Genomic DNA, 17,527 nt, shown 5'->3' with positions numbered 1-17,527 from the left:
CATGATCGCGGCTGTGAAGGATCTGATGCACGACTACCTCCGCAAGGCCCGCGAGGCGATGCTCTGGAAGCTCGACGGGCTCGGTGAGTACGACATCCGCCAGCCGCTGACGCCGACCGGGACCAATCTGCTCGGGCTGGTCAAGCACCTGTCGATCGTCGAGGCCTGGTACTTCGGCCGGACGTTCGACCGGCCGTTCCCGGAGGAACTGCCGTGGTGGGACGACGACGCGGAGCCGAACGCCGATGCGTGGGTGACCGCGGACGAGTCCCGTGCGGACATCGTCGACCTGTACCGGCGGGTGTGGGCGCACGCGGACGCGACGATCGAGGCGCTGCCGCTGGAGGCGCCCGGGGTTGTGCCGTGGTGGCGGAAGCCGGACACGACGCTGCATGGGATCCTCGTTCACGTCATCGCCGAGACGAACCGGCACGCCGGGCATGCGGACATCCTGCGCGAGCAGCTCGACGGCGCGGTCGGGATGAGTGCCGGCAACTCGAACCTGCCGTCGGAGGATGTCGGCTGGTGGGAGGCGTACCGGGCTCGCGTCGAGGAGGCTGCGCGGGCCGCCGCGGTTTGACTCTGGGTCGAACATGTGTTCGACTATGGAGCATGAGGTGGGCGGGTCAGCAACTCGACGTGGAGACCCCGGGCACGTTGCCGGGGCTCGGGTCGATCGCGGGGCTGGTCCGTTCGGTGACGACACCGGAGTTCCAGGGGATCACGTTCCACGAGGTGCTGGCGCGGTCGGCGCTGAACTCCGTTCCTGGTACGGCGCTGCCGTTCAACTGGACCGTGAATCCGTACCGGGGCTGCACGCACGCCTGCCGGTACTGTTTCGCCCGCCCGACCCACAAGTACCTCGAGCTCGATACCGGGCAGGACTTCGACCGGCAGATCGTGGTGAAGACCAATGTCGCCGAAGTCCTGCGCCGGGAGCTCGCGCGCCCTTCCTGGAACCGTGAACCGGTTGCCCTGGGCACCAATACTGACCCGTATCAACGCGCCGAGGGCCGCTATCGCCTGATGCCCGGCATCATCAAGGCACTCGCCTCCTCGGGCACGCCGCTGTCCATCCTCACCAAAGGCACCCTTCTCCGCCGCGACCTCGGCCTGCTGTCCGCGGCCTCCGCTGATGTGCCGGTAGGCGTCGCGGTCTCGCTGGCTTTGGGCGACGAGGTACTGCGCCGACGCCTGGAGCCCGGCGTACCGTCGGTCCGCGGCCGTCTCGACTTCATCCGCGCAATCCGCGACGCCGGCCTACCGTGCGGCGTGATGGTCGCCCCCGTCCTGCCGTGGTTGACCGACTCAACCGAACAACTCGACCACCTACTCGGCCAGCTCGCCGAGGCCGGCGCCACCGGAGTAACCCCACTGGTCCTCCACCTACGCCCCGGGGTCAAGGAGTGGTTCATGCAGTGGCTCGCCCACGACCACCCCGCCCTGGTCAGCCGCTACGAATCCCTGTACGCCCACGGCTCCTACGCCTCCCCCAGCTACCGCCGCGCCTTCGACCAAAAAGTCCGCCCCCTACTCGCCAACCACGGCTTCGCCCGAACCTCCGGCCACCGCTCCCACCCCACCAACGCCCCACACCCCCCAGAGCCCACCCAAGAGCCCTTGTTCTAAAAGACGATTACGGGAGGGTGAGGATTCGGGGGCCTTCTTGGGTTATGGCTACGGTGTGTTCGGCGTGGGCGCCTCGGGAGTGGTCTGTGGAGCGGAGGGTCCAGCCGTCTGCGTCTATTTGGTAGGTGGAGTGGGGAGTGGTCCAGAACCAGGGTTCGATGGCGAAGACCTGGCCTGGTTGGAGTTTGAGGCCGCGGCCGGGGCGGCCGTTGTTGGGGACGTGGGGGTCTTGGTGCATGCGACGGCCGATGCCGTGGCCGCCGAAGTCGAGGTTGGTGCCGACGCCGGCTTGGTGGCCGACCCGGCCGATGGCGGCGCCGATGTCGCCGATGCGGTTGCCGGGGACGGCGGCGGCGATGCCCGCCGCGAGGGCCTGCTCGGTGGTCGCGATCAACTCCAGGTCCTCGGCTCGTGGCGTACCGACGCAGAAGCTGATCGCCGAGTCCGCGCACCAGCCATCGATCGACGCACCGCAGTCGACGTTCAGCAGATCGCCGTCCTGCAGCCGGAGCTCGTTCGGCAGGCCGTGCAGTACGGCGTCGTTCACCGACGTACAGATCACGCCGCGGAACGGCGACGTCGCGAACCCAGGCTGATACCCGTCGAACAACGACACCGCCCCGGCCGACCGCAGTACGTCCCGGGCCACCTCGTCGAGTTCGAGCAGCGAGACGCCGGCCGTCGCGTGCTTCTTCACGGTCTGCAAGGCAGTGGCGACGACCCGTCCGGCCGCGCGCATCTGCTCGATCTCCGCGGGCGTCTTCAGCTCGACCATGGTTTCACTTACTACCACACGAGCTTTGGACACGATCAGATCTCCGTCCCAACCAACCTCGCGAACTGGGCGTCTTCAACGACGACAAAGGGGGCTGGGGAATGGCTGTACGACGACGCGCAGTACTCGGGGGAATGCTCGCCGGAGCCGCGGCGCTGGCGACGACCGGTTGTCTGGCCGACACGTTCGCCGAGACGACCGACCGGCCGTCGAAGGGCGCGGAACCGAAGCAGGACAAGCAGACCGACCGGATCACCGTGGTCGCGACCGGCGACGTACTGCTGCACGAACGTCTGTGGACCAGCGCGAGACGCGACGGCGACGACGGGCAGTGGGACTTCGCGCCGCTGATGGCGAGCGTGAAACCCCTTGTCCAGAAGGCGGATCTGGCGATCGCGCACCTCGAGACGCCGCTCGCCGAACTCGGCGGTCCGTACCACGGCTACCCCCTCTTCCAGGGACCGCCGCAGATCGCCACCGCCCTCAAGCAGACCGGGTACGACCTGTGCACCACCGCCAGCAACCACAGTTTCGATGGTGGCGCGGCGGGTGTGGACCGGACGCTCGACGCGCTCGACAAGGTCGGCCTCGCGCACGCCGGTACGGCGCGGACGCGGTCCGAGGCCGAGGGGATCACGATCGTGAACGTCAACGGCGTGAAGGTCGCGTCGTTGAGCTTCACGTTCGGGTTCAACGGGCTGCCGTACCCGAACGGTGAGACCTGGCGTGCCGCGAAGATCAGCACGAAGTCGATCCAGCTGAAGGCGCAGGACGCCCGCGATCGCGGCGCCGACCTGGTGATCGTCAGTTGTCATTGGGGTACGGAGTACTCGAACAAGCTGAACGACCAACAGCGCGAGGTCGGTCCGGAATTGCTTGCCAACAGCAACATCGACCTGGTGATCGGGCATCACGCGCACGTGGTGCAGCCGATGCAGCAGATCGACGGGAAGTGGATCGCGTACGGGCACGGGAATCTGGTCGCGGCGCATCGGGAACCGAACACCACCAAGGCCGAGGGGCTGCTGACGCGGTTCACGTTCACCCGGAACGGCGGCGGCGGATGGACGACCGAGGCGGAGTACGCGCCGCTGTTGATGACCGACGATCTGCCGGTGCGGGTTCTCGATGTACGGCGTGAGCTCGCGAAGGACACCGCTCGGCGTCAGCGGCTCGAGCTGGCGCAGCGTCGTACGACGGAAACTGTTACCGCGCTGGGGTCCGCGCCGAAAATGCTTTGAGCCGGAGGCGCGGGCGGCTCTAGGGTCGTCGCATGATTACGTACTTCGTGATGGTCCGTCGTGCCCGCCTCCGGGCAGGCGCGGGGTGCCTGGGGATGGCATCCGCTCGATAGTCGTTGGGCCGAACGGGTCGTGGACGCGGCCGGGATCACGCCCGGCGAACTCGTCCTCGACGTCGGGGCCGGACTCGGTGCGCTGACCGCACCGCTCGTCCGGGCCGGCGCTCAGGTGGTCGCGGTCGAACTCCATCCGGGGCGGGCCGACCGGTTGCGCCGGCGGTTCGCGGACGCGCCGGTGACGGTCGTCCGGGCCGATGCCGGTGACCTCAGGTTGCCGTCGCGGCCGTTCCGGGTGGTGTCGAGTCCGCCGTACAACATCTCCACGCTGTTGCTGAAACGCCTGCTGGCACAGGGCTCTCGCTTGGTGTCGGCCGATCTGGTGTTGCAGCGTCAGGTGGCGAACCGGTGGGTCCGCGGTGAAGCACCAGGTGCGAACCGGTGGATGCGCCACTACACCCCAACCCTCGGCCTTCGTCTTCCGCGCAAGGCGTTCACCCCACCACCCCACGTAGATTCCGCAGTCCTAGTCCTACGAAAACGCTAAAAGCACCCCGCCCCCTCGCTCCGCTCGGGGGCGGAGGGAGGAGTTAGCCGTGCCAGGAGTTCCAGAGGGCGGCGTAGGAGCCTTGGCGGGCTACTAGTTCGTCGTGGCTGCCTAGTTCGGTGATGCGGCCGTCTTCTACTACGGCGACTCGGTCTGCGTCGTGGGCAGTGTAGAGGCGGTGGGCGATGGCAATCACCGTGCGGCCTTCGAGTACGGCGGCCAGTGAGCGCTCCATGTGTCTGGCCGCCCGCGGGTCGATCAGCGATGTCGCCTCGTCCAAGACGAGTGTGTGCGGATCAGCCAGCACCAGCCGCGCCAAAGCCAGCTGTTGCGCCTGCGCAGGCGTCAGCGACAGCTGCCCCGAGCCCACACGGGTGTCGAGCCCGTCCGGCAAAGCCTCAGCCCACTCACGCGCATCGACTGCACCCAGCGCATCCAACAGTTCGGTGTCAGTCGCCGAAGGACGCGCCATCGACAGGTTGTCGCGCAGCGTCCCAACGAAGACGTGGTGTTCCTGCGTCACCAGCGCGACCTGCTTCCGCAGCTCGTCCAACGGGAGATCGGTCATGCCCACACCGCCGACCGTCACCGACCCGGTGCGCGGCGGATGAATACCCGCGACCAGCCGGCCCAGCGTGGACTTGCCCGCACCGGATGGCCCGACCATCGCGATCCGTTCGCCCGGCTGGATCGTCAGGTCGACGCCGTGCAGCACATCGCGCCCGTCGACGTACGAGAACCGCACGTCCCGCGCCTCGACGAGCTCACCGGAAGGCTCCCGCCCCGACGGCGTCCGGTCGTCGGGTACGTCGCTGATCCCGAGCAGCCGGGCGAACGCCGCACCGCCCGACTGCAACTCGTCCAGCCAGGACAGCAGCCGGTCGACCGGATCGATCAGCTGGTTCACGTACAGCACGGCGGCCGTGACCGCCCCCAGCGAGGCGTGCCCGTTCAAGTGCAGCCAGCCGCCGAACAGCAGCGTGCCCACGACCGGTACGAGATACCCGAGCTCAGCCGCCGGGAAGTACACGGTCCGCAGGAACAGCGTGTACCGCTCGGCGTTGTACGAACCACGGATGTCGTCGTCACCACGCCGCACCCGGTCGTCGAACCGCCGCAGCGCCTCGACCGTCCGGGCGCCCTCGACCGTCTCCGCGAGCGAGCTGGTCATCTGCGCGTACGCCGCATTCTCCCGCAGGTACCCGTCCTTGGCGCGCCGCAAGTACCACTTGGTGCTCAACCACAGCAGCGGCACCATCGCGACCAACGGCACGAGCACCCACACGCCGACCAGCACGGTCGCGACCGCGGTGAACACCACGGTCACGAACGCGATGATCGTCTCCGGTACGGCGAACCGCACGGTCCGCGACAACGTGTCCACGTCCCGCGAGGTCCGCGACAACAGGTCACCGGTACCCGCCCGCTCGACCGTGCCGATCGGCAGCGCCAGCGCGTTGTCGACGAACTCCTCGCGCAGCTCGGCCAGCACCTGCTCGCCGAGCGCGAACGACTTGTACCGCGCCCAGCGGGTGAGCAGTGACTGCGCCACGATGAACCCTGCGATCACGGCGATCACCACGTTCACCTTGGCGGCGGTCGTGCCGTGCTGGACGTCCTGAACCAGATTGCCGATCAACCGCGGCGCCGCGAGTCCCGAGACCGCCGCGAGCCCGTGCAGCAACAGCGCCACCAGTAGGGTCCGCGGGTGCCGCCGTGCGAGGCGCCTGGCGTGCCGCCGGATCTCGGCCGGCCCGGCCACGGGCAGGATCTGCCTCATCGCAGGGCCTCCTCTGCTTCGGTCTGGCGGGTGACGGTCCGGCGGTACGCCGGGGTGGACTCGAGCAGCTCGCGGTGTTTGCCGGTGGCAACGACCCGGCCGGCGGCGACGAAGATCACCTCGTCGACACGGTCGAGCAGCAGCGGGCTGGCGGTCAGTACGACGGTGCTCCGGCCGGCCCGGTGCGCGCGCAACCGGTCCGCGATCCGCGCCTCGGTATGGGCGTCCACGGCCGAGGTCGGCTCGACCAGGACGAGCACGGACGGGTCCGCGAGCAGCGCCCGGACCAGCACGAGCCGCTGCCGCTGACCACCGGAGAACGAGCGCCCCTTCTCCTCCACCTCGGAGTCCAGGCCGTCCGGCAGTGCGACCAGCACGTCCTCGGCCGACGCGGTACGGATGGCAGCCATCAGCTCGTCGTCCGTACGACGACCTGCTGGGTCCAGCTCCGTGCGCAGTACGCCGGTGAACAGCTGGGCGCCGGTGTCACTCACCAGGATCCGCTCCCGGACGTCTGCTCGGGTAGCGCTCGCCAGCGTCACGCCGCCGTACCGCACCTCGCTGTCGTTGTCGTACCGGCCTAGGCGATCAGCCAGCGTCCCGTAGCTGTCCGGCTCAGCGGAGACGATCGCGGTGAGCAGACCGTCCCGGGCACGGACGCCGGAGACGGGGTCGACCAGGTCGCCGTGGTCCGGCAGCCGCACCGGCGTCTCCGGGTCGGTCACGTCCGGCTCCAGCTTCAGCACCCGGATCACACGCCCGGCGGCAACGAGACCGCGCATCAACTGGTTCGCGAACTCGGTCGCCGTCCGCAGGGGCAGCACGAGGAACGTCGCGTACCCGTAGAACGCGACCAGCGAGCCCGCGCTCAGGTCACCGTGCAGCGCGAAGTGTGCGCCCAGTCCGACGACCAGGACGACGAAGATGCCCGGCAGCAGCACCTGGGCCGCATCCAGCACCGACTGGATGCCTGCGACTCGCACACCGGCCTTCCTGACCTGCTGCGACTCGCTGCGGTACCGCTGGGAGAACGACTCCTCACCGCCGATACCGCGGAGCACCCGCAGACCGGCGACGATGTCGGAACCCAGCGAGTTCAGCTCGCCGACCGCCTCACGCTGGGCGGACTGCCGCTTGTGCAACGGCCGCAGCATCGGGCCGAGCGCGAACAGCATCACCGGTACGCCGATCAGCACGACGAGGCCGAGCACGGTCGAGGACGAGAGCAGGATCACCGCGACCACGAAGAACGCGACGATCGCCCCGGCGAACCGGGCCGAGATCTCCATCAGGTTGCCGATGTACGACAGGTCGCCGGCGCCGATGCTGACCACCTCGCCGGTGGCGAGCTGCTTCGGCAGCGTGGCGCCGAGGTCGGCGGACTTCCGAGTCACCACCTGGACCGTCCGGTATGCGGCAGTCAGCCAGTTGGTGACCGCGAACCGGTGCCTCATGATGCCCGCCGTCGCCTGCACGACACCGACCACGAACAGCAGCGCCGTCCAGCGCAGCAACCGCTCGCCGTCCTGCGCGGCGATGCCCTCGTCGATCGCGCGCCCGAGGATCGCCGGGATGAACGCCTGTGCGGCCATCCAGAGGATGCCGAACGCCATCCCGCCGGCGAGCGTGCGGGACTGCCCGCGGGCGACCCACCACAGGTAGCGGACCGGCGAGCGGTGATTCGGGAGGCCGGGATCGGCGAGGGGCAGTTGTCTCATGGCCTCCTCAGGCTAGGTCCCCGCTCGGACAGTTCGCATGCGAATTACTCGCACCTGTGGACCCTCCGGACCGGCACCATCTACGGCATGAACAAGGGACGGGCCTGGCTGCTCGCGTACGGCGTACTGACCGTGGTGCACCTGGTCACAATCGCGATCGGCGAGACGTGGTCGCAGCTGATCACCAAGGTGCTGCTGATGCCGGTGCTGGCGGTGTGGGTCCGGCTGAACCGCGGTCCCACGACGCTGCTGGTCGCACTGGTCGCTTCTCTGGCCGGAGACTTCCTGCTCCAGGTGGACCAGCTCCTGCCGGGCATGGCTGCGTTTGGTGTAGCGCATGTCTGTTACCTGATGCTGTTCGTACACCGTGCTCGTAGGAGGTCGCTCCTGGTCGTAGCGGTGTACGCGGTGGTCTGGCTGGGAGCACTGGTGCTGCTGTGGTCCGGTCTGGGCGACATTCGGTTCCCCGTGGCGCTCTACTCGTTGCTGGTCACTGCGACGGCTGTTACGAGCGCTTGGAACGGGTGGCGTCCAGGACTGGGCGGCGCGTTGTTCTTGATCTCGGACGGGCTGATCGGCGCGGGTTTGGCAGGGCATGGCTTCGCAGGGCGCGACTACCTGGTGATGGCGACGTACTGCATAGCGCAGTACCTGCTCGCCAGCAGCCTGCTGCGTGGTGACAGACGGTAGACCTTCACCTTGCGTTGGGCAACGGGTTCCCGTTGGGCAATGTCCGGCCCCTGTCCTGGAAGCATGTTGGTGATCGCGCATCGGGGAGCGAGTGGCTACCGCCCGGAACACACACCGGCGGCCTACCGGCTGGCCGCGCTTCAGGGAGCCGACTACCTGGAGCCGGACCTGGTTGCCACGCTCGACGGAGTGCTGGTCTGCCGGCACGAGAACGAGATCTCCGGTACGACGGACGTCGCGGACCATCCGGTCTTCGCGGACCGCAAGATCACCAAGATCGTCGACGGCACCGCGGTAACGGGCTGGTTCGTCGAGGACTTCACGTACGCCGAGCTACGTACGCTGCGGGCACGTGAGCGGATGCCTGCACTCCGGGCGAGCAACACGGCGTACGACGGGCTCGAGGAGATCCCCACGTTCGACGACGTGGTCGCGTTGGCACGGCGTGAGTCGGCCCGGCTCGGCCGGCCGATCGGGGTGATCCCGGAGATCAAGCACCCTGCGTACTTCCGGCGCCTCGGGCTGCCGCTGGAGGAGCTGCTCACGGAGCGGATCCTGGCGCTGCGGCTACGGCCGGACGAGATCATGGTCCAGTCCTTCGAGCCGACGAGCCTGCGGCGGCTGTCCGTGATGGCACAGGTCCCGCTGGTGCAGCTGATCGATGCCGACAGCGCACCGAACGACTTCTTGCGGACGGGGGACGGGCGGACGTACGCCGACCTCATGGAGCCACGGGGGCTCCGGGAGATCGCGACGTACGCACAGGTACTGGCGCCGCACAAGGATCTCGTCGTACCGCGTACTGCGGACGGCCGTCTGGGCGAACCGACCCGTCTGGTCGACCACGCGCACCGTGCCGGGCTGGGGGTTCAGGTGTGGACGTTCCGTGCGGAGCGCCGCTTCCTACCCACCGCGACCGACTTCGCGACCGAGCTGACCCGGTTCGCCTCCCTCGGCCTGCAGGGCGTCTTCGCCGATCACCCGGACCAGGCGGTCGCCGCGCTGCGGAAGCCGGCTCTGAACGTGTAGCAGCGGGGCAACCGCTGCCTGCGGTCACCCCGCTTGGGGTACTGCGCCTCCTGCGGGCGCAGTCATGCTCACGCCGCCGGGGGCTTGTTGTTGGTGTCGTCGTAGATGCGGGAGGCGATGTCCTGCTCGGTGGTGTCCTGGTGCTGGTTCACGGACTGCTGGACGTTCTGCCAGACGGCCTTGCCGTCGGACTCGGGGATCACGATCCAGGCGACCGCGTAGCCGATCAGCGCGGCGCCACCGGTGATCAGCGTGAGGCCGACCCAGCCGAGACGGACCAGGGTCACGTCGACGTTCAGGTACTCGGCGATGCCGCCGGAGACACCGGAGAGCATCCGCTGGTTCGAGGAGCGCCGCAGGGTCTTGCCGGACAGGTTCTGGAACGGTGCGTTGGAGTTCGTCATGGCTCCACTGTCCCGTCCAGGCACCCCCGCGCACATCAGGATCGGTACCGACCGACCCCTGAGCGGCCCCTGACGACTTTCGTGGCCACAGGTGGTCGCAGGCGTCCGCAACGCCCAGACTGTAAGGGTCGAGGAAGTGCGAGAGCCATGGACCGAGCGAAGCTCCGCGACCGCCTGGTGACGGCCGCTGTGGTGGCAACCGTGCTGGCCGTGATCGGCGTGACCAACGCGCTTGCGACCGGCGGTGGATCAGGGACCGGACCCCTGCCCGGCCCCGACCCCGCCCCGGCCGCGATGCGGCTGGTCGGCTACGGGCACGCGGCGATCGCCGTACCGAAGGTGTGGGGCACGAACATCAGCCGCTGCGGCGTACCGCGCCGCGACGCCGTCCTGATCGACGACTGCGGCCGGCCTCGTCCGAAGGGTCTGAGCAAAGTCGAGCTCACGACTACCCCACCGGTCGACTTCCGTGTCGACGACACGTTCTCCTTGAACGGAGTACGGGCAGAGCGGACCTGGACCAGTTGCTCGGACGACAACGTGTGCTGGGGTGCGGTAGGACTGCCGTCGCTGAACGTCTGGTTCCGCGCCTCGTCGTCCGGAAGCGCCGGCGCGGTGGATCAGATCCTCACGCGGATCACCGTCCTGCCGGACCACGTCGACGTACCCAACCCACGGCCCGACATCATGCTGACCCCCGGAAACGCCCTGACGCTCACGGTCAACAGGTAGAACTGTCGGGAACCTCGGCGGCCCGCCACCCTGTCTGTACGGGTGAGGAGGGGATGTGGACGAGTTCACCGAGTATGTGACCGCTCGCTGGGCCACCTTGGTCCGGTCGGCGGTGCTGCTCGGTTGTACGCCGTCCGAAGCTGAAGACCTCGTACAGACCACGCTGGAGCGCTGTCTGCTCAAGTGGAACCGGGTGCGCGTGGCCGAGGACCGGGACGCGTACGTGCACCGCGTACTGGTCAACTGCTTCCGCTCGTCCCGCAGGCGCCGCTGGCACGGGGAGCTGCCGTCGGCGGCGCTACCGGAGACCACGGGCACCGACCGGACCACGGAAGTCGACGACACCGACGCCGTGATGCGCGCACTGGACAGACTGCCCGGCGACCAGCGCACAGCCGTCGTACTGCGGTACTACGCGCACCTGACCGAACAGCAGATGGCAACTGTCCTGGGAGTAGCCACCGGCACCGTCAAGAGCCGCCTGTCCCGCGCCGTGAAGTCCCTCTCCCAGGACCCACACCTGGCAGAACTGCGAGAACCCCGATGACCAACCTGAACGACCTCCTCGAACGCACCGCCGCCCGCACCCCCGTGGGCCCACCCCCGCTCGAGGCCCTCCGGACCGGAGCCACCAGACGCCGCCGGCGCCGCGCTGTCGCCTGGTCGGCGTTGAGCGCCGCAGCGATGGTGACCGCGATCGTCGGTACGGCCTTGACCTTGAACCACGACCGAGGTGCCACGCCGGCCGTGACGTCCCCTCCGATCGCCACCCGCCTGGTAGGTATCGGCCACGCGGCGATCGCCGTGCCCACGACCTGGGGGACGAACCAGTTCAGCTGTGCGACGCCCACTGCCGACACCGTCCTCATTGACATAGGAGTGATCAACCTCTGTGCGATGCCGCGTCCAGCCGGGGTCGAGAGCGTGCAGCTCGGGCGGGGGGTGCCGCGGATGTTCCCCTTCCACGCCGACGAGACGCTCGAGATCGACGGCGTACCGGCCCAGCGACAGCGCACGACCTGCAACGACGACAGCTGGAACCACGTGCAGGTGTGCTCGGGGGCGGTGTGGATCCCGTCCCGGAACGTGTGGTTCTGGGCTCAGTCATCCACAAGCGCCGACGGGGTCGATCGCATCCTGGACCGGATCGTGCTGGTGCCGGACCGGGTCGCCGTACCGCTCTTCCGTACCTATGACAGCGAGGGCAGGCCGCTGTCGGCCGACGCCTACGCTGCCCAGCTCACCCGTCTGGGGCTGAAACCGGTGCGACGGGCGATCAAGTCGCCCAACTACTCGACCGGGACGATTCAGACGGTTTCGCCCGGCTCGGGAACGATGTTGGCACCCGGAGCGACGGTGACCGTCACGTACTTCGTGAAGCCCTGAAATTGTCGGTGGGGCCGCTTAGCGTGCCGGTATGGATGCGCAGGCGGTGGTGAAGGTGATGGCGGGGTTGCCGGGCGCGGAGGAGCACGAGGGGTGGGCCGGGCAGCCGGTGTTCAAGGTGCGGAACAAGAGCTTCGCGTATCTGTCCGAGGACCAGAGCTGGATGCATCTGAAGGCGCTGCGCGAGGAGCAGGAGGCGCTGGTCGCGGAGAACCCGGAGGTCTACGAGCCGTCCTGGGAAGGTGGCCGATTCGCCTGGGTGCGGATCCACCTGGAGCTGGCGGACGAGGAGGAGCTCGGCGAGCTGATCACGGAGGCGTGGCGCCTGACCGCGCCGAAGTACCTGGTCGCCCAGCTGGACAACTGAGGGGCTGGCTTGCACTCGCTGGGGGCGAGTGCTAATACTTGGTTAGCACTCCAAGGGCGAGAGTGATAAGACTCGCGCTCGGACGGGTGAGTAGGAAAGACGGCCTCGATGAGGGACCGGGCAGCGGCGGGACATGAGCGTCGCGTGGCCGGTGCCGTCCGTCGCGGGCATCGGAGCCGGCTGCACACAAGACTCGACGCGGGAGGACTCGCGGAGAATGCCCAAGCTGATTGCTTTCGATGAAGAGGCGCGCCGCGGCCTCGAGCGGGGAATGAACACCCTCGCCGACGCCGTCAAGGTGACGCTCGGCCCGAAGGGCCGCAACGTCGTACTGGAGAAGAAGTGGGGCGCACCCACGATCACCAACGACGGTGTCTCCATCGCCAAGGAAATCGAGCTCGAGGACCCGTACGAGAAGATCGGGGCCGAGCTCGTCAAGGAAGTTGCCAAGAAGACCGACGACGTCGCGGGTGACGGCACCACCACCGCGACCGTGCTGGCTCAGGCTCTCGTCCGCGAGGGTCTGCGCAACGTCGCGGCCGGCGCCAACCCGATGGGCCTGAAGAAGGGCATCGAGAAGGCGACCGAGGCGGTCAGCGAGCAGCTGCTCAAGCTGGCCAAGGACGTCGAGACCCGCGAGCAGATCGCGTCGACCGCGTCCATCTCGGCTGCCGACACCCAGGTCGGCCAGATCATCGCCGAGGCGATGGACAAGGTCGGCAAGGAAGGCGTCATCACCGTCGAGGAGAGCAACACCTTCGGCCTCGAGCTCGAGCTCACCGAGGGTATGCGCTTCGACAAGGGTTACATCTCGCCGTACTTCGTGACCGACACCGAGCGGATGGAGGCCGTCCTCGACGACCCGTACATCCTGGTCGTCAACAGCAAGATCGGCAGCATCAAGGACCTGGTCCCGGTGCTGGAGAAGGTCATGCAGACCGGCAAGCCGCTGGCGATCATCGCCGAGGACGTCGAGGGCGAGGCCCTGGCCACCCTGGTCGTCAACAAGATCAAGGGCACCTTCAAGGCCGTCGCCGTCAAGGCGCCGGGCTTCGGTGACCGCCGCAAGGCCATGCTCGGTGACATCGCCATCCTGACCGGTGGCGAGGTGATCTCCGAGGAGGTCGGCCTCAAGCTCGACACCGTCGACCTGGAGCTGCTCGGCCAGGCCCGTAAGATCGTCGTCACCAAGGACGAGACGACCATCGTCGAGGGCTCGGGCGACGCCGACCAGATCACCGGCCGGGTGAACCAGATCCGCGCCGAGATCGAGAAGTCGGACTCCGACTACGACCGCGAGAAGCTGCAGGAGCGGCTGGCCAAGCTGGCCGGTGGCGTTGCGGTGATCAAGGTCGGCGCGGCCACCGAGGTCGAGCTGAAGGAGCGCAAGCACCGCATCGAGGACGCCGTTCGGAACGCGAAGGCGGCCGTCGAGGAGGGCATCGTCGCCGGCGGTGGCGTCGCGCTGCTGCAGGCGTCGGTCGCGGCGTTCGAGAAGCTGGAGCTCGAGGGTGACGAGGCGACCGGTGCGCAGATCGTGCGCCACGCCGTCGAGGCCCCGCTGAAGCAGATCGCCGTGAACGCCGGCCTCGAGGGCGGCGTCGTGGTGGAGAAGGTCCGCAACCTCGAGCCGGGCTGGGGCCTCAACGCCGCGACCGGTGAGTACGTCGACCTGATCAAGACCGGCATCATCGACCCGGCCAAGGTGACGCGCTCGGCGCTGCAGAACGCGGCGTCCATCGCGGCCCTGTTCCTCACCACCGAGGCCGTCATCGCCGACAAGCCGGAGAAGGCCGCGGCCGCTCCGGGCGGCGCGCCCGACATGGGCGGCATGGACTTCTGATCCAGTAGTCCGACAGCACAAAAGCAGTAACCCAAAGGTCCCGGGCAAACGCCCGGGACCTTTGCTGTTGTCGCCGGTGCCCGGCGCGGGTCGGCGGGGAGTGGCGCGGCTTCGGCGGCGGGGTGGATCAGGTGCCGGTGATGAGGTGATGGGCCAGGAGGGGCGAGAAGGCTCTGGTGGGGAGGGTGGGGGTCAGGCCGCAGGGGCCGTCGGATTCGCCGGGGGTGCGGAGCCAGAGGTTGAGGTCTACCGGGGCGGTGGCTACCGCGGGTTGGGTGCCCAGTTTGCGGGCGGGTGGGTTGCAGGAGCTGCCGTCGGAGCCGTTGCCGTTGCGGGCGGTGTCGATCACGTAGTGCGCGCCGCCGCCCAGCGCGGTCAGAATCTCGTTGCCGCGAGCAACCGACTGGTCAGTGGTGAAGTAGTTGGCGGTATTAACCGCGAACCCGCGAACCTTTCCCACGTCGGCGAGCCGCAACCGCCGCGCGATCTCCTTCGCGTCACCCGACGTCACATTCCCCGCGTCCAGATAAGTCCACGTGTTCGGGTTCTTTCCCGCGAGCACGCCGACCGCGTACTTGAGCATCGCGATCCGCCCGTCCCACTCCGAGGCCGGATAGCAGTCGAGCCGCGCCAGCGCGTCCGGCTCCAGCACCACCACCGCCGGCCGCGTCCCGATCCCCGCCGACACTGCGGAGATCCAGGCCCGGTACGCCGCATCCGACGCGGCCCCGCCACCGATCCCGCACTGCCGTCCTGGCAGGTTGTCCGTCACCAGCACCGGCAGCTTGCCCTCCTTCGCGGCCGCGCTCGTGTACGCCGTGACGTCCGCCTGTACGTCGCCGCTCCACGCGCCGACCCAACGCGCCGACGGCTGCGCGGCGATCTTCGACGCGAGCGCGGTGTCCTCGGGATGCCGGCGTACATAGGCCGCTGCGTCCGAGGACGGATCGACGTACAACCCGTTGGTGAGCCGTAGCGGGTCGCCGGTCGCTTCGGCCAGCCCCGACTCGGGCCGGCCGAACACGAGCAGTGCGGCAGTCAGCAACAGTCCGGCGGCCAGCGGACGCAGAGTCGGCATCGCGAACAGTCCTCCCGATCACTCAACGTACCGACCACACTACCGTCAGCTGTTCCATCCACAGCCGAAACTGGCTGGACGATGACCCGGTCGGACCTCTACTGTCTTGCCCGGCGAGAGAGATCCCGGAGCGGAAGGAGCGACCGATGAACACACTGACTTGTTTCCCGGCGCGTCCGATCCGCTCGCACAGCTCGCACTGAGCGGAGCCCGCGCCTCCTGCTGGAGGATTTCGTGACCATCCGCACCACCGTCGAGGCCGACCTCGACACCATCCTTGCTCTGATCGAGCAGAAGTCCGTGAACACCGTCACCGCCGACCGGTACCGCGAATACGTTGCCGCCGGCTACTACAAGCACGACTGGACCTGGGTCGCCGAGGAGAACGGCGTGATCCGGGCGCTGGCGATCTGGTGGGGCATGCCGGGTGAGCAGCACCCGTACAGCATCGACGGCCTGTACTACGTCGGCGACGACGACCCGGTACCGACCTGGACCGAGCTGCTGAAGCAGGCCGTCGCGACCCGCCCGGACGGCCAGGAGCCGCCGGAGTACCACTTCTTCCTGGACAGCGACTGGGAGGACCGGCCGGAAGTGGTCGCGGCACTCGAGCCACGGGTGCGGGCGGCGGCCGCGGTCGGGATGACCACCGTCACCGATCGGCTGCGGTACGAGTGGAGGCCGGAGTACGGCCTGCCGCCGCGCTCCACCCGGCTGCGGTTCGAGCCGGCCGACGACGAGGCGTTCGTCGATGTGTTCCTGCGGGTCAGCCAGGGCAGCCTGGACGCTGGGACGGCACGGGAGATCGCGCGGCTCGGTGTGGAGGGAGCGGCGCGGGAAGAGCTCGCGATCTACAAGTCGATGCCGGGCGACCGCGGGCTGTGGCGGCTGGCGTACGACGGGGATCAATGCGTCGGGTTCGCGCTGCCGACGGCGAACGCGGCCGGCCCGGTCGTCGGGTACCTCGGCGTCGTACCGGAGCATCGCGGTCGCGGGCTGAGCGACGACCTGCTCGCGGAGATCACCCACCTGCTCGCCGAGACCGGCGCCGAACACATCCGCGCCGACACCGACTTCGGCAACGTCCCGATGGCGAAGAGTTTCGAGCGCCTCGGGTACCGGAACTTCGCGGTCCGCCGCGTCCTCTCGTTCCCGGAGAACTAACGGCGCGAGCTCGTGACGTGCAGGACGTGAATCCCTATGCTCCCTGACATGTCAGGGAGGCTCGGGGAGTGCGATGCGTGACATCGCCTCGATCCTGCAGGTTGTCGCGGGGCTGCTCGCCGTCCCGTTCGGCCCGTTGGCGATCGTGCGCACCTTGCGCCGCCGCGGGCTGAACTGGGCCGGCGAGGTTTACCACTGGGCGATCGCGCTGGTCTGCCTGACCGCGCTCGTACTCGTCCCGTACGACTGGGCCGGCCTGTGGTATCTCTGGCCGATCACGATCGCGTCGTACCTGTTCGTGTACTTCGGCCAACGTGCCGCCGAGTCCCCCGGCGGCCTCTGGTACCGCGGCGTACTCCGCGGCTACGGCGGCGGCTGGGTCGCACTCTGGACCGCCATCGCCATCACCACCCTCCCCGAAACCCCCTGGACCTGGGCAATCCCGGTAGTAGTAGGCCTGCCCCTGATCGAATGGCTGTGCGTACACCCAGCCCCCCACTGGACCCACCACCCCCAACCCGAAGGGTGAAAGGTCAGACGCTGACGCGCTGCTGTGCGTCCGTGATCATCGCGCGGCGCTGTTCCAACCGCTCGATCTGGAAGCGATCCGGGTTCGCGTCGTACACGGTCCGGCCGAGCTCGGAGCGGATGACCTCCGCGGGCACCTCGGTCGCACCGGCCGGCACGAACTTCAGCACTTCGTCCAACGCCGCCAGCGCGGTCTCGAACGCCGCCTGCGCCGCCTGCCGATCCGCCGGATCCGGTCCGGTCGCGGCGGACAGCGCCTGATCGGTCGCAGCGTCGCTCACCCAGAGGAACTCGCCCGGGTCGATGATGCTCGACGTTCCGGCACCGAACCCGTCGCCGTCCGGCACACCGGCGAACTCGAACCGCCGCTCGGTACCACAGTTGGGGCAGGTACCGCTGTAGACCACGACCGACTGCCCGTCGACCTCTTCGACACTGAACTCCGGGTCGAACGGACTCGTCGTACCGCAGTCGCACGGGCGCAGATCGACGTACAGCCTGGCTTCCTGAAGAGAACGGGCAGCTAACACGTGAGCGAGTGTACGTGGGCGCCGGTTCTG

At 68.5% G+C, this 17,527-nt stretch carries 19 protein-coding genes; 13 read left to right on the top strand and 6 right to left on the bottom strand.

From position 1 onward, the window contains the following. The first annotated feature begins 1 nt into the window (after position 1). Complete coding sequence (locus tag FB475_RS09870; protein ID WP_141854619.1) at positions 2 to 580, top strand: DinB family protein; 579 nt, start codon at positions 2 to 4, stop codon at positions 578 to 580. Positions 581 to 612: 32 nt separating this feature from the next. Then, complete coding sequence (locus FB475_RS09865) at positions 613 to 1,629, top strand: Rv2578c family radical SAM protein (RefSeq protein ID WP_141854617.1); 1,017 nt, start codon at positions 613 to 615, stop codon at positions 1,627 to 1,629. A 7-nt stretch (positions 1,630 to 1,636) separates the two neighbouring features. Here the strand turns inward: FB475_RS09865 and map are convergent, their stop codons facing one another. Further along, positions 1,637 to 2,404, bottom strand: a complete 768-nt coding sequence (gene map / locus FB475_RS09860) for a type I methionyl aminopeptidase (protein ID WP_141854615.1) — start codon at positions 2,402 to 2,404, stop codon at positions 1,637 to 1,639. A gap of 101 nt (positions 2,405 to 2,505) precedes the next feature. On the opposite strand from map, the gene FB475_RS09855 reads away from it, so the two are divergent. Together FB475_RS09855 and FB475_RS09850 are read left to right on the top strand one after the other, a co-directional pair. Then, on the top strand, positions 2,506 to 3,645 hold the full coding sequence (locus tag FB475_RS09855) for a CapA family protein (RefSeq protein WP_238332062.1): 1,140 nt from the start codon (positions 2,506 to 2,508) through the stop codon (positions 3,643 to 3,645). 60 nt (positions 3,646 to 3,705) lie between these two features. Continuing rightward, the gene (locus FB475_RS09850; protein ID WP_141854613.1) at positions 3,706 to 4,248 is read left to right on the top strand and encodes a 23S rRNA (adenine(2058)-N(6))-methyltransferase Erm(C); all 543 of its coding nucleotides are present in this window, start codon (positions 3,706 to 3,708) and stop codon (positions 4,246 to 4,248) included. Between the two features lie 43 nt (positions 4,249 to 4,291). Here the strand turns inward: FB475_RS09850 and FB475_RS09845 are convergent, their stop codons facing one another. Continuing rightward, positions 4,292 to 6,028, bottom strand: a complete 1,737-nt coding sequence (locus FB475_RS09845; RefSeq protein ID WP_141854611.1) for an ABC transporter ATP-binding protein — start codon at positions 6,026 to 6,028, stop codon at positions 4,292 to 4,294. Beyond that, entirely contained in the window at positions 6,025 to 7,746 is a 1,722-nt protein-coding gene (locus FB475_RS09840; RefSeq protein WP_141854609.1) for an ABC transporter ATP-binding protein, read from the bottom strand. The genes FB475_RS09845 and FB475_RS09840 overlap by 4 nt, the downstream gene beginning before the upstream one ends. Before the next feature lie 87 nt (positions 7,747 to 7,833). Between FB475_RS09840 and FB475_RS36700 the strand changes: the two genes are divergently transcribed. Together FB475_RS36700 and FB475_RS36695 are read left to right on the top strand one after the other, a co-directional pair. After that, positions 7,834 to 8,436, top strand: a complete 603-nt coding sequence (locus FB475_RS36700; RefSeq protein ID WP_185759167.1) for a lysoplasmalogenase — start codon at positions 7,834 to 7,836, stop codon at positions 8,434 to 8,436. A gap of 63 nt (positions 8,437 to 8,499) precedes the next feature. Continuing rightward, the gene (locus FB475_RS36695; protein ID WP_185759165.1) at positions 8,500 to 9,465 is read left to right on the top strand and encodes a glycerophosphodiester phosphodiesterase; all 966 of its coding nucleotides are present in this window, start codon (positions 8,500 to 8,502) and stop codon (positions 9,463 to 9,465) included. Positions 9,466 to 9,533: 68 nt separating this feature from the next. On the opposite strand, the gene FB475_RS09830 is transcribed toward FB475_RS36695, so the two are convergent. Further along, on the bottom strand, positions 9,534 to 9,869 hold the full coding sequence (locus FB475_RS09830; RefSeq protein ID WP_141854607.1) for a PspC domain-containing protein: 336 nt from the start codon (positions 9,867 to 9,869) through the stop codon (positions 9,534 to 9,536). Between the two features lie 147 nt (positions 9,870 to 10,016). On the opposite strand from FB475_RS09830, the gene FB475_RS09825 reads away from it, so the two are divergent. The 5 genes from FB475_RS09825 (at position 10,017) to groL (ending at position 14,197) form a co-directional block, all read left to right on the top strand. Further along, positions 10,017 to 10,601, top strand: a complete 585-nt coding sequence (locus FB475_RS09825; RefSeq protein ID WP_141854605.1) for a hypothetical protein — start codon at positions 10,017 to 10,019, stop codon at positions 10,599 to 10,601. A 55-nt stretch (positions 10,602 to 10,656) separates the two neighbouring features. Continuing rightward, on the top strand, positions 10,657 to 11,148 hold the full coding sequence (locus FB475_RS09820) for a SigE family RNA polymerase sigma factor (protein ID WP_141854603.1): 492 nt from the start codon (positions 10,657 to 10,659) through the stop codon (positions 11,146 to 11,148). After that, on the top strand, positions 11,145 to 11,987 hold the full coding sequence (locus tag FB475_RS09815; protein WP_141854601.1) for a PASTA domain-containing protein: 843 nt from the start codon (positions 11,145 to 11,147) through the stop codon (positions 11,985 to 11,987). Before FB475_RS09820 ends, FB475_RS09815 begins: the two co-directional genes overlap by 4 nt. Before the next feature lie 31 nt (positions 11,988 to 12,018). Further along, the gene (locus FB475_RS09810; RefSeq protein WP_141854599.1) at positions 12,019 to 12,354 is read left to right on the top strand and encodes an MmcQ/YjbR family DNA-binding protein; all 336 of its coding nucleotides are present in this window, start codon (positions 12,019 to 12,021) and stop codon (positions 12,352 to 12,354) included. 217 nt (positions 12,355 to 12,571) lie between these two features. Beyond that, the gene (gene groL / locus FB475_RS09805; protein WP_141854597.1) at positions 12,572 to 14,197 is read left to right on the top strand and encodes a chaperonin GroEL; all 1,626 of its coding nucleotides are present in this window, start codon (positions 12,572 to 12,574) and stop codon (positions 14,195 to 14,197) included. A 127-nt stretch (positions 14,198 to 14,324) separates the two neighbouring features. Here the strand turns inward: groL and FB475_RS09800 are convergent, their stop codons facing one another. After that, positions 14,325 to 15,275 carry a glycoside hydrolase family 6 protein gene (locus FB475_RS09800; protein ID WP_141854595.1) on the bottom strand — a complete coding sequence of 317 codons (951 nt, stop codon included), beginning with the start codon at positions 15,273 to 15,275 and terminating at the stop codon, positions 14,325 to 14,327. A gap of 234 nt (positions 15,276 to 15,509) precedes the next feature. Between FB475_RS09800 and FB475_RS09795 the strand changes: the two genes are divergently transcribed. Together FB475_RS09795 and FB475_RS09790 are read left to right on the top strand one after the other, a co-directional pair. Continuing rightward, entirely contained in the window at positions 15,510 to 16,439 is a 930-nt protein-coding gene (locus FB475_RS09795; protein WP_141854593.1) for a GNAT family N-acetyltransferase, read from the top strand. A 73-nt stretch (positions 16,440 to 16,512) separates the two neighbouring features. Further along, the gene (locus FB475_RS09790) at positions 16,513 to 16,968 is read left to right on the top strand and encodes a hypothetical protein (protein ID WP_141854591.1); all 456 of its coding nucleotides are present in this window, start codon (positions 16,513 to 16,515) and stop codon (positions 16,966 to 16,968) included. Positions 16,969 to 16,972: 4 nt separating this feature from the next. Here FB475_RS09790 and FB475_RS09785 read toward each other — a convergent pair whose 3' ends face one another. Beyond that, positions 16,973 to 17,497, bottom strand: coding sequence for a hypothetical protein (locus FB475_RS09785; RefSeq protein WP_141854589.1), 525 nt, complete (start codon positions 17,495 to 17,497; stop codon positions 16,973 to 16,975). Positions 17,498 to 17,527: the final 30 nt, after the last annotated feature.

It is taken from the genome of Kribbella jejuensis, from assembly GCF_006715085.1.
GTDB classification, from domain to species: Bacteria; Actinomycetota; Actinomycetes; order Propionibacteriales; family Kribbellaceae; genus Kribbella; species Kribbella jejuensis.
Note: the sequence above shows the minus strand (reverse complement) of the source record. Positions and strands in the feature narration are given on the sequence as shown.

What these genes read in the sequence shown, in the direction of transcription:
- FB475_RS09855 (WP_238332062.1), top strand. Translation starts at nt 2,506, where the DNA reads ATGGCTGTACGACGACGCGCAGTACTCGGGGGAATGCTCGCCGGAGCC.
- FB475_RS09865 (WP_141854617.1), top strand. Translation starts at nt 613, where the DNA reads ATGAGGTGGGCGGGTCAGCAACTCGACGTGGAGACCCCGGGCACGTTG.
- FB475_RS09810 (WP_141854599.1), top strand. Translation starts at nt 12,019, where the DNA reads ATGGATGCGCAGGCGGTGGTGAAGGTGATGGCGGGGTTGCCGGGCGCG.
- FB475_RS09830 (WP_141854607.1), bottom strand. Translation starts at nt 9,869, where the DNA reads ATGACGAACTCCAACGCACCGTTCCAGAACCTGTCCGGCAAGACCCTG.
- FB475_RS09845 (WP_141854611.1), bottom strand. Translation starts at nt 6,028, where the DNA reads ATGAGGCAGATCCTGCCCGTGGCCGGGCCGGCCGAGATCCGGCGGCAC.
- FB475_RS36695 (WP_185759165.1), top strand. Translation starts at nt 8,500, where the DNA reads ATGTTGGTGATCGCGCATCGGGGAGCGAGTGGCTACCGCCCGGAACAC.
- FB475_RS09870 (WP_141854619.1), top strand. Translation starts at nt 2, where the DNA reads ATGATCGCGGCTGTGAAGGATCTGATGCACGACTACCTCCGCAAGGCC.
- FB475_RS09790 (WP_141854591.1), top strand. Translation starts at nt 16,513, where the DNA reads ATGCGTGACATCGCCTCGATCCTGCAGGTTGTCGCGGGGCTGCTCGCC.
- FB475_RS09815 (WP_141854601.1), top strand. Translation starts at nt 11,145, where the DNA reads ATGACCAACCTGAACGACCTCCTCGAACGCACCGCCGCCCGCACCCCC.
- FB475_RS36700 (WP_185759167.1), top strand. Translation starts at nt 7,834, where the DNA reads ATGAACAAGGGACGGGCCTGGCTGCTCGCGTACGGCGTACTGACCGTG.
- FB475_RS09825 (WP_141854605.1), top strand. Translation starts at nt 10,017, where the DNA reads ATGGACCGAGCGAAGCTCCGCGACCGCCTGGTGACGGCCGCTGTGGTG.
- groL (WP_141854597.1), top strand. Translation starts at nt 12,572, where the DNA reads ATGCCCAAGCTGATTGCTTTCGATGAAGAGGCGCGCCGCGGCCTCGAG.
- FB475_RS09840 (WP_141854609.1), bottom strand. Translation starts at nt 7,746, where the DNA reads ATGAGACAACTGCCCCTCGCCGATCCCGGCCTCCCGAATCACCGCTCG.
- FB475_RS09800 (WP_141854595.1), bottom strand. Translation starts at nt 15,275, where the DNA reads ATGCCGACTCTGCGTCCGCTGGCCGCCGGACTGTTGCTGACTGCCGCA.
- map (WP_141854615.1), bottom strand. Translation starts at nt 2,404, where the DNA reads ATGGTCGAGCTGAAGACGCCCGCGGAGATCGAGCAGATGCGCGCGGCC.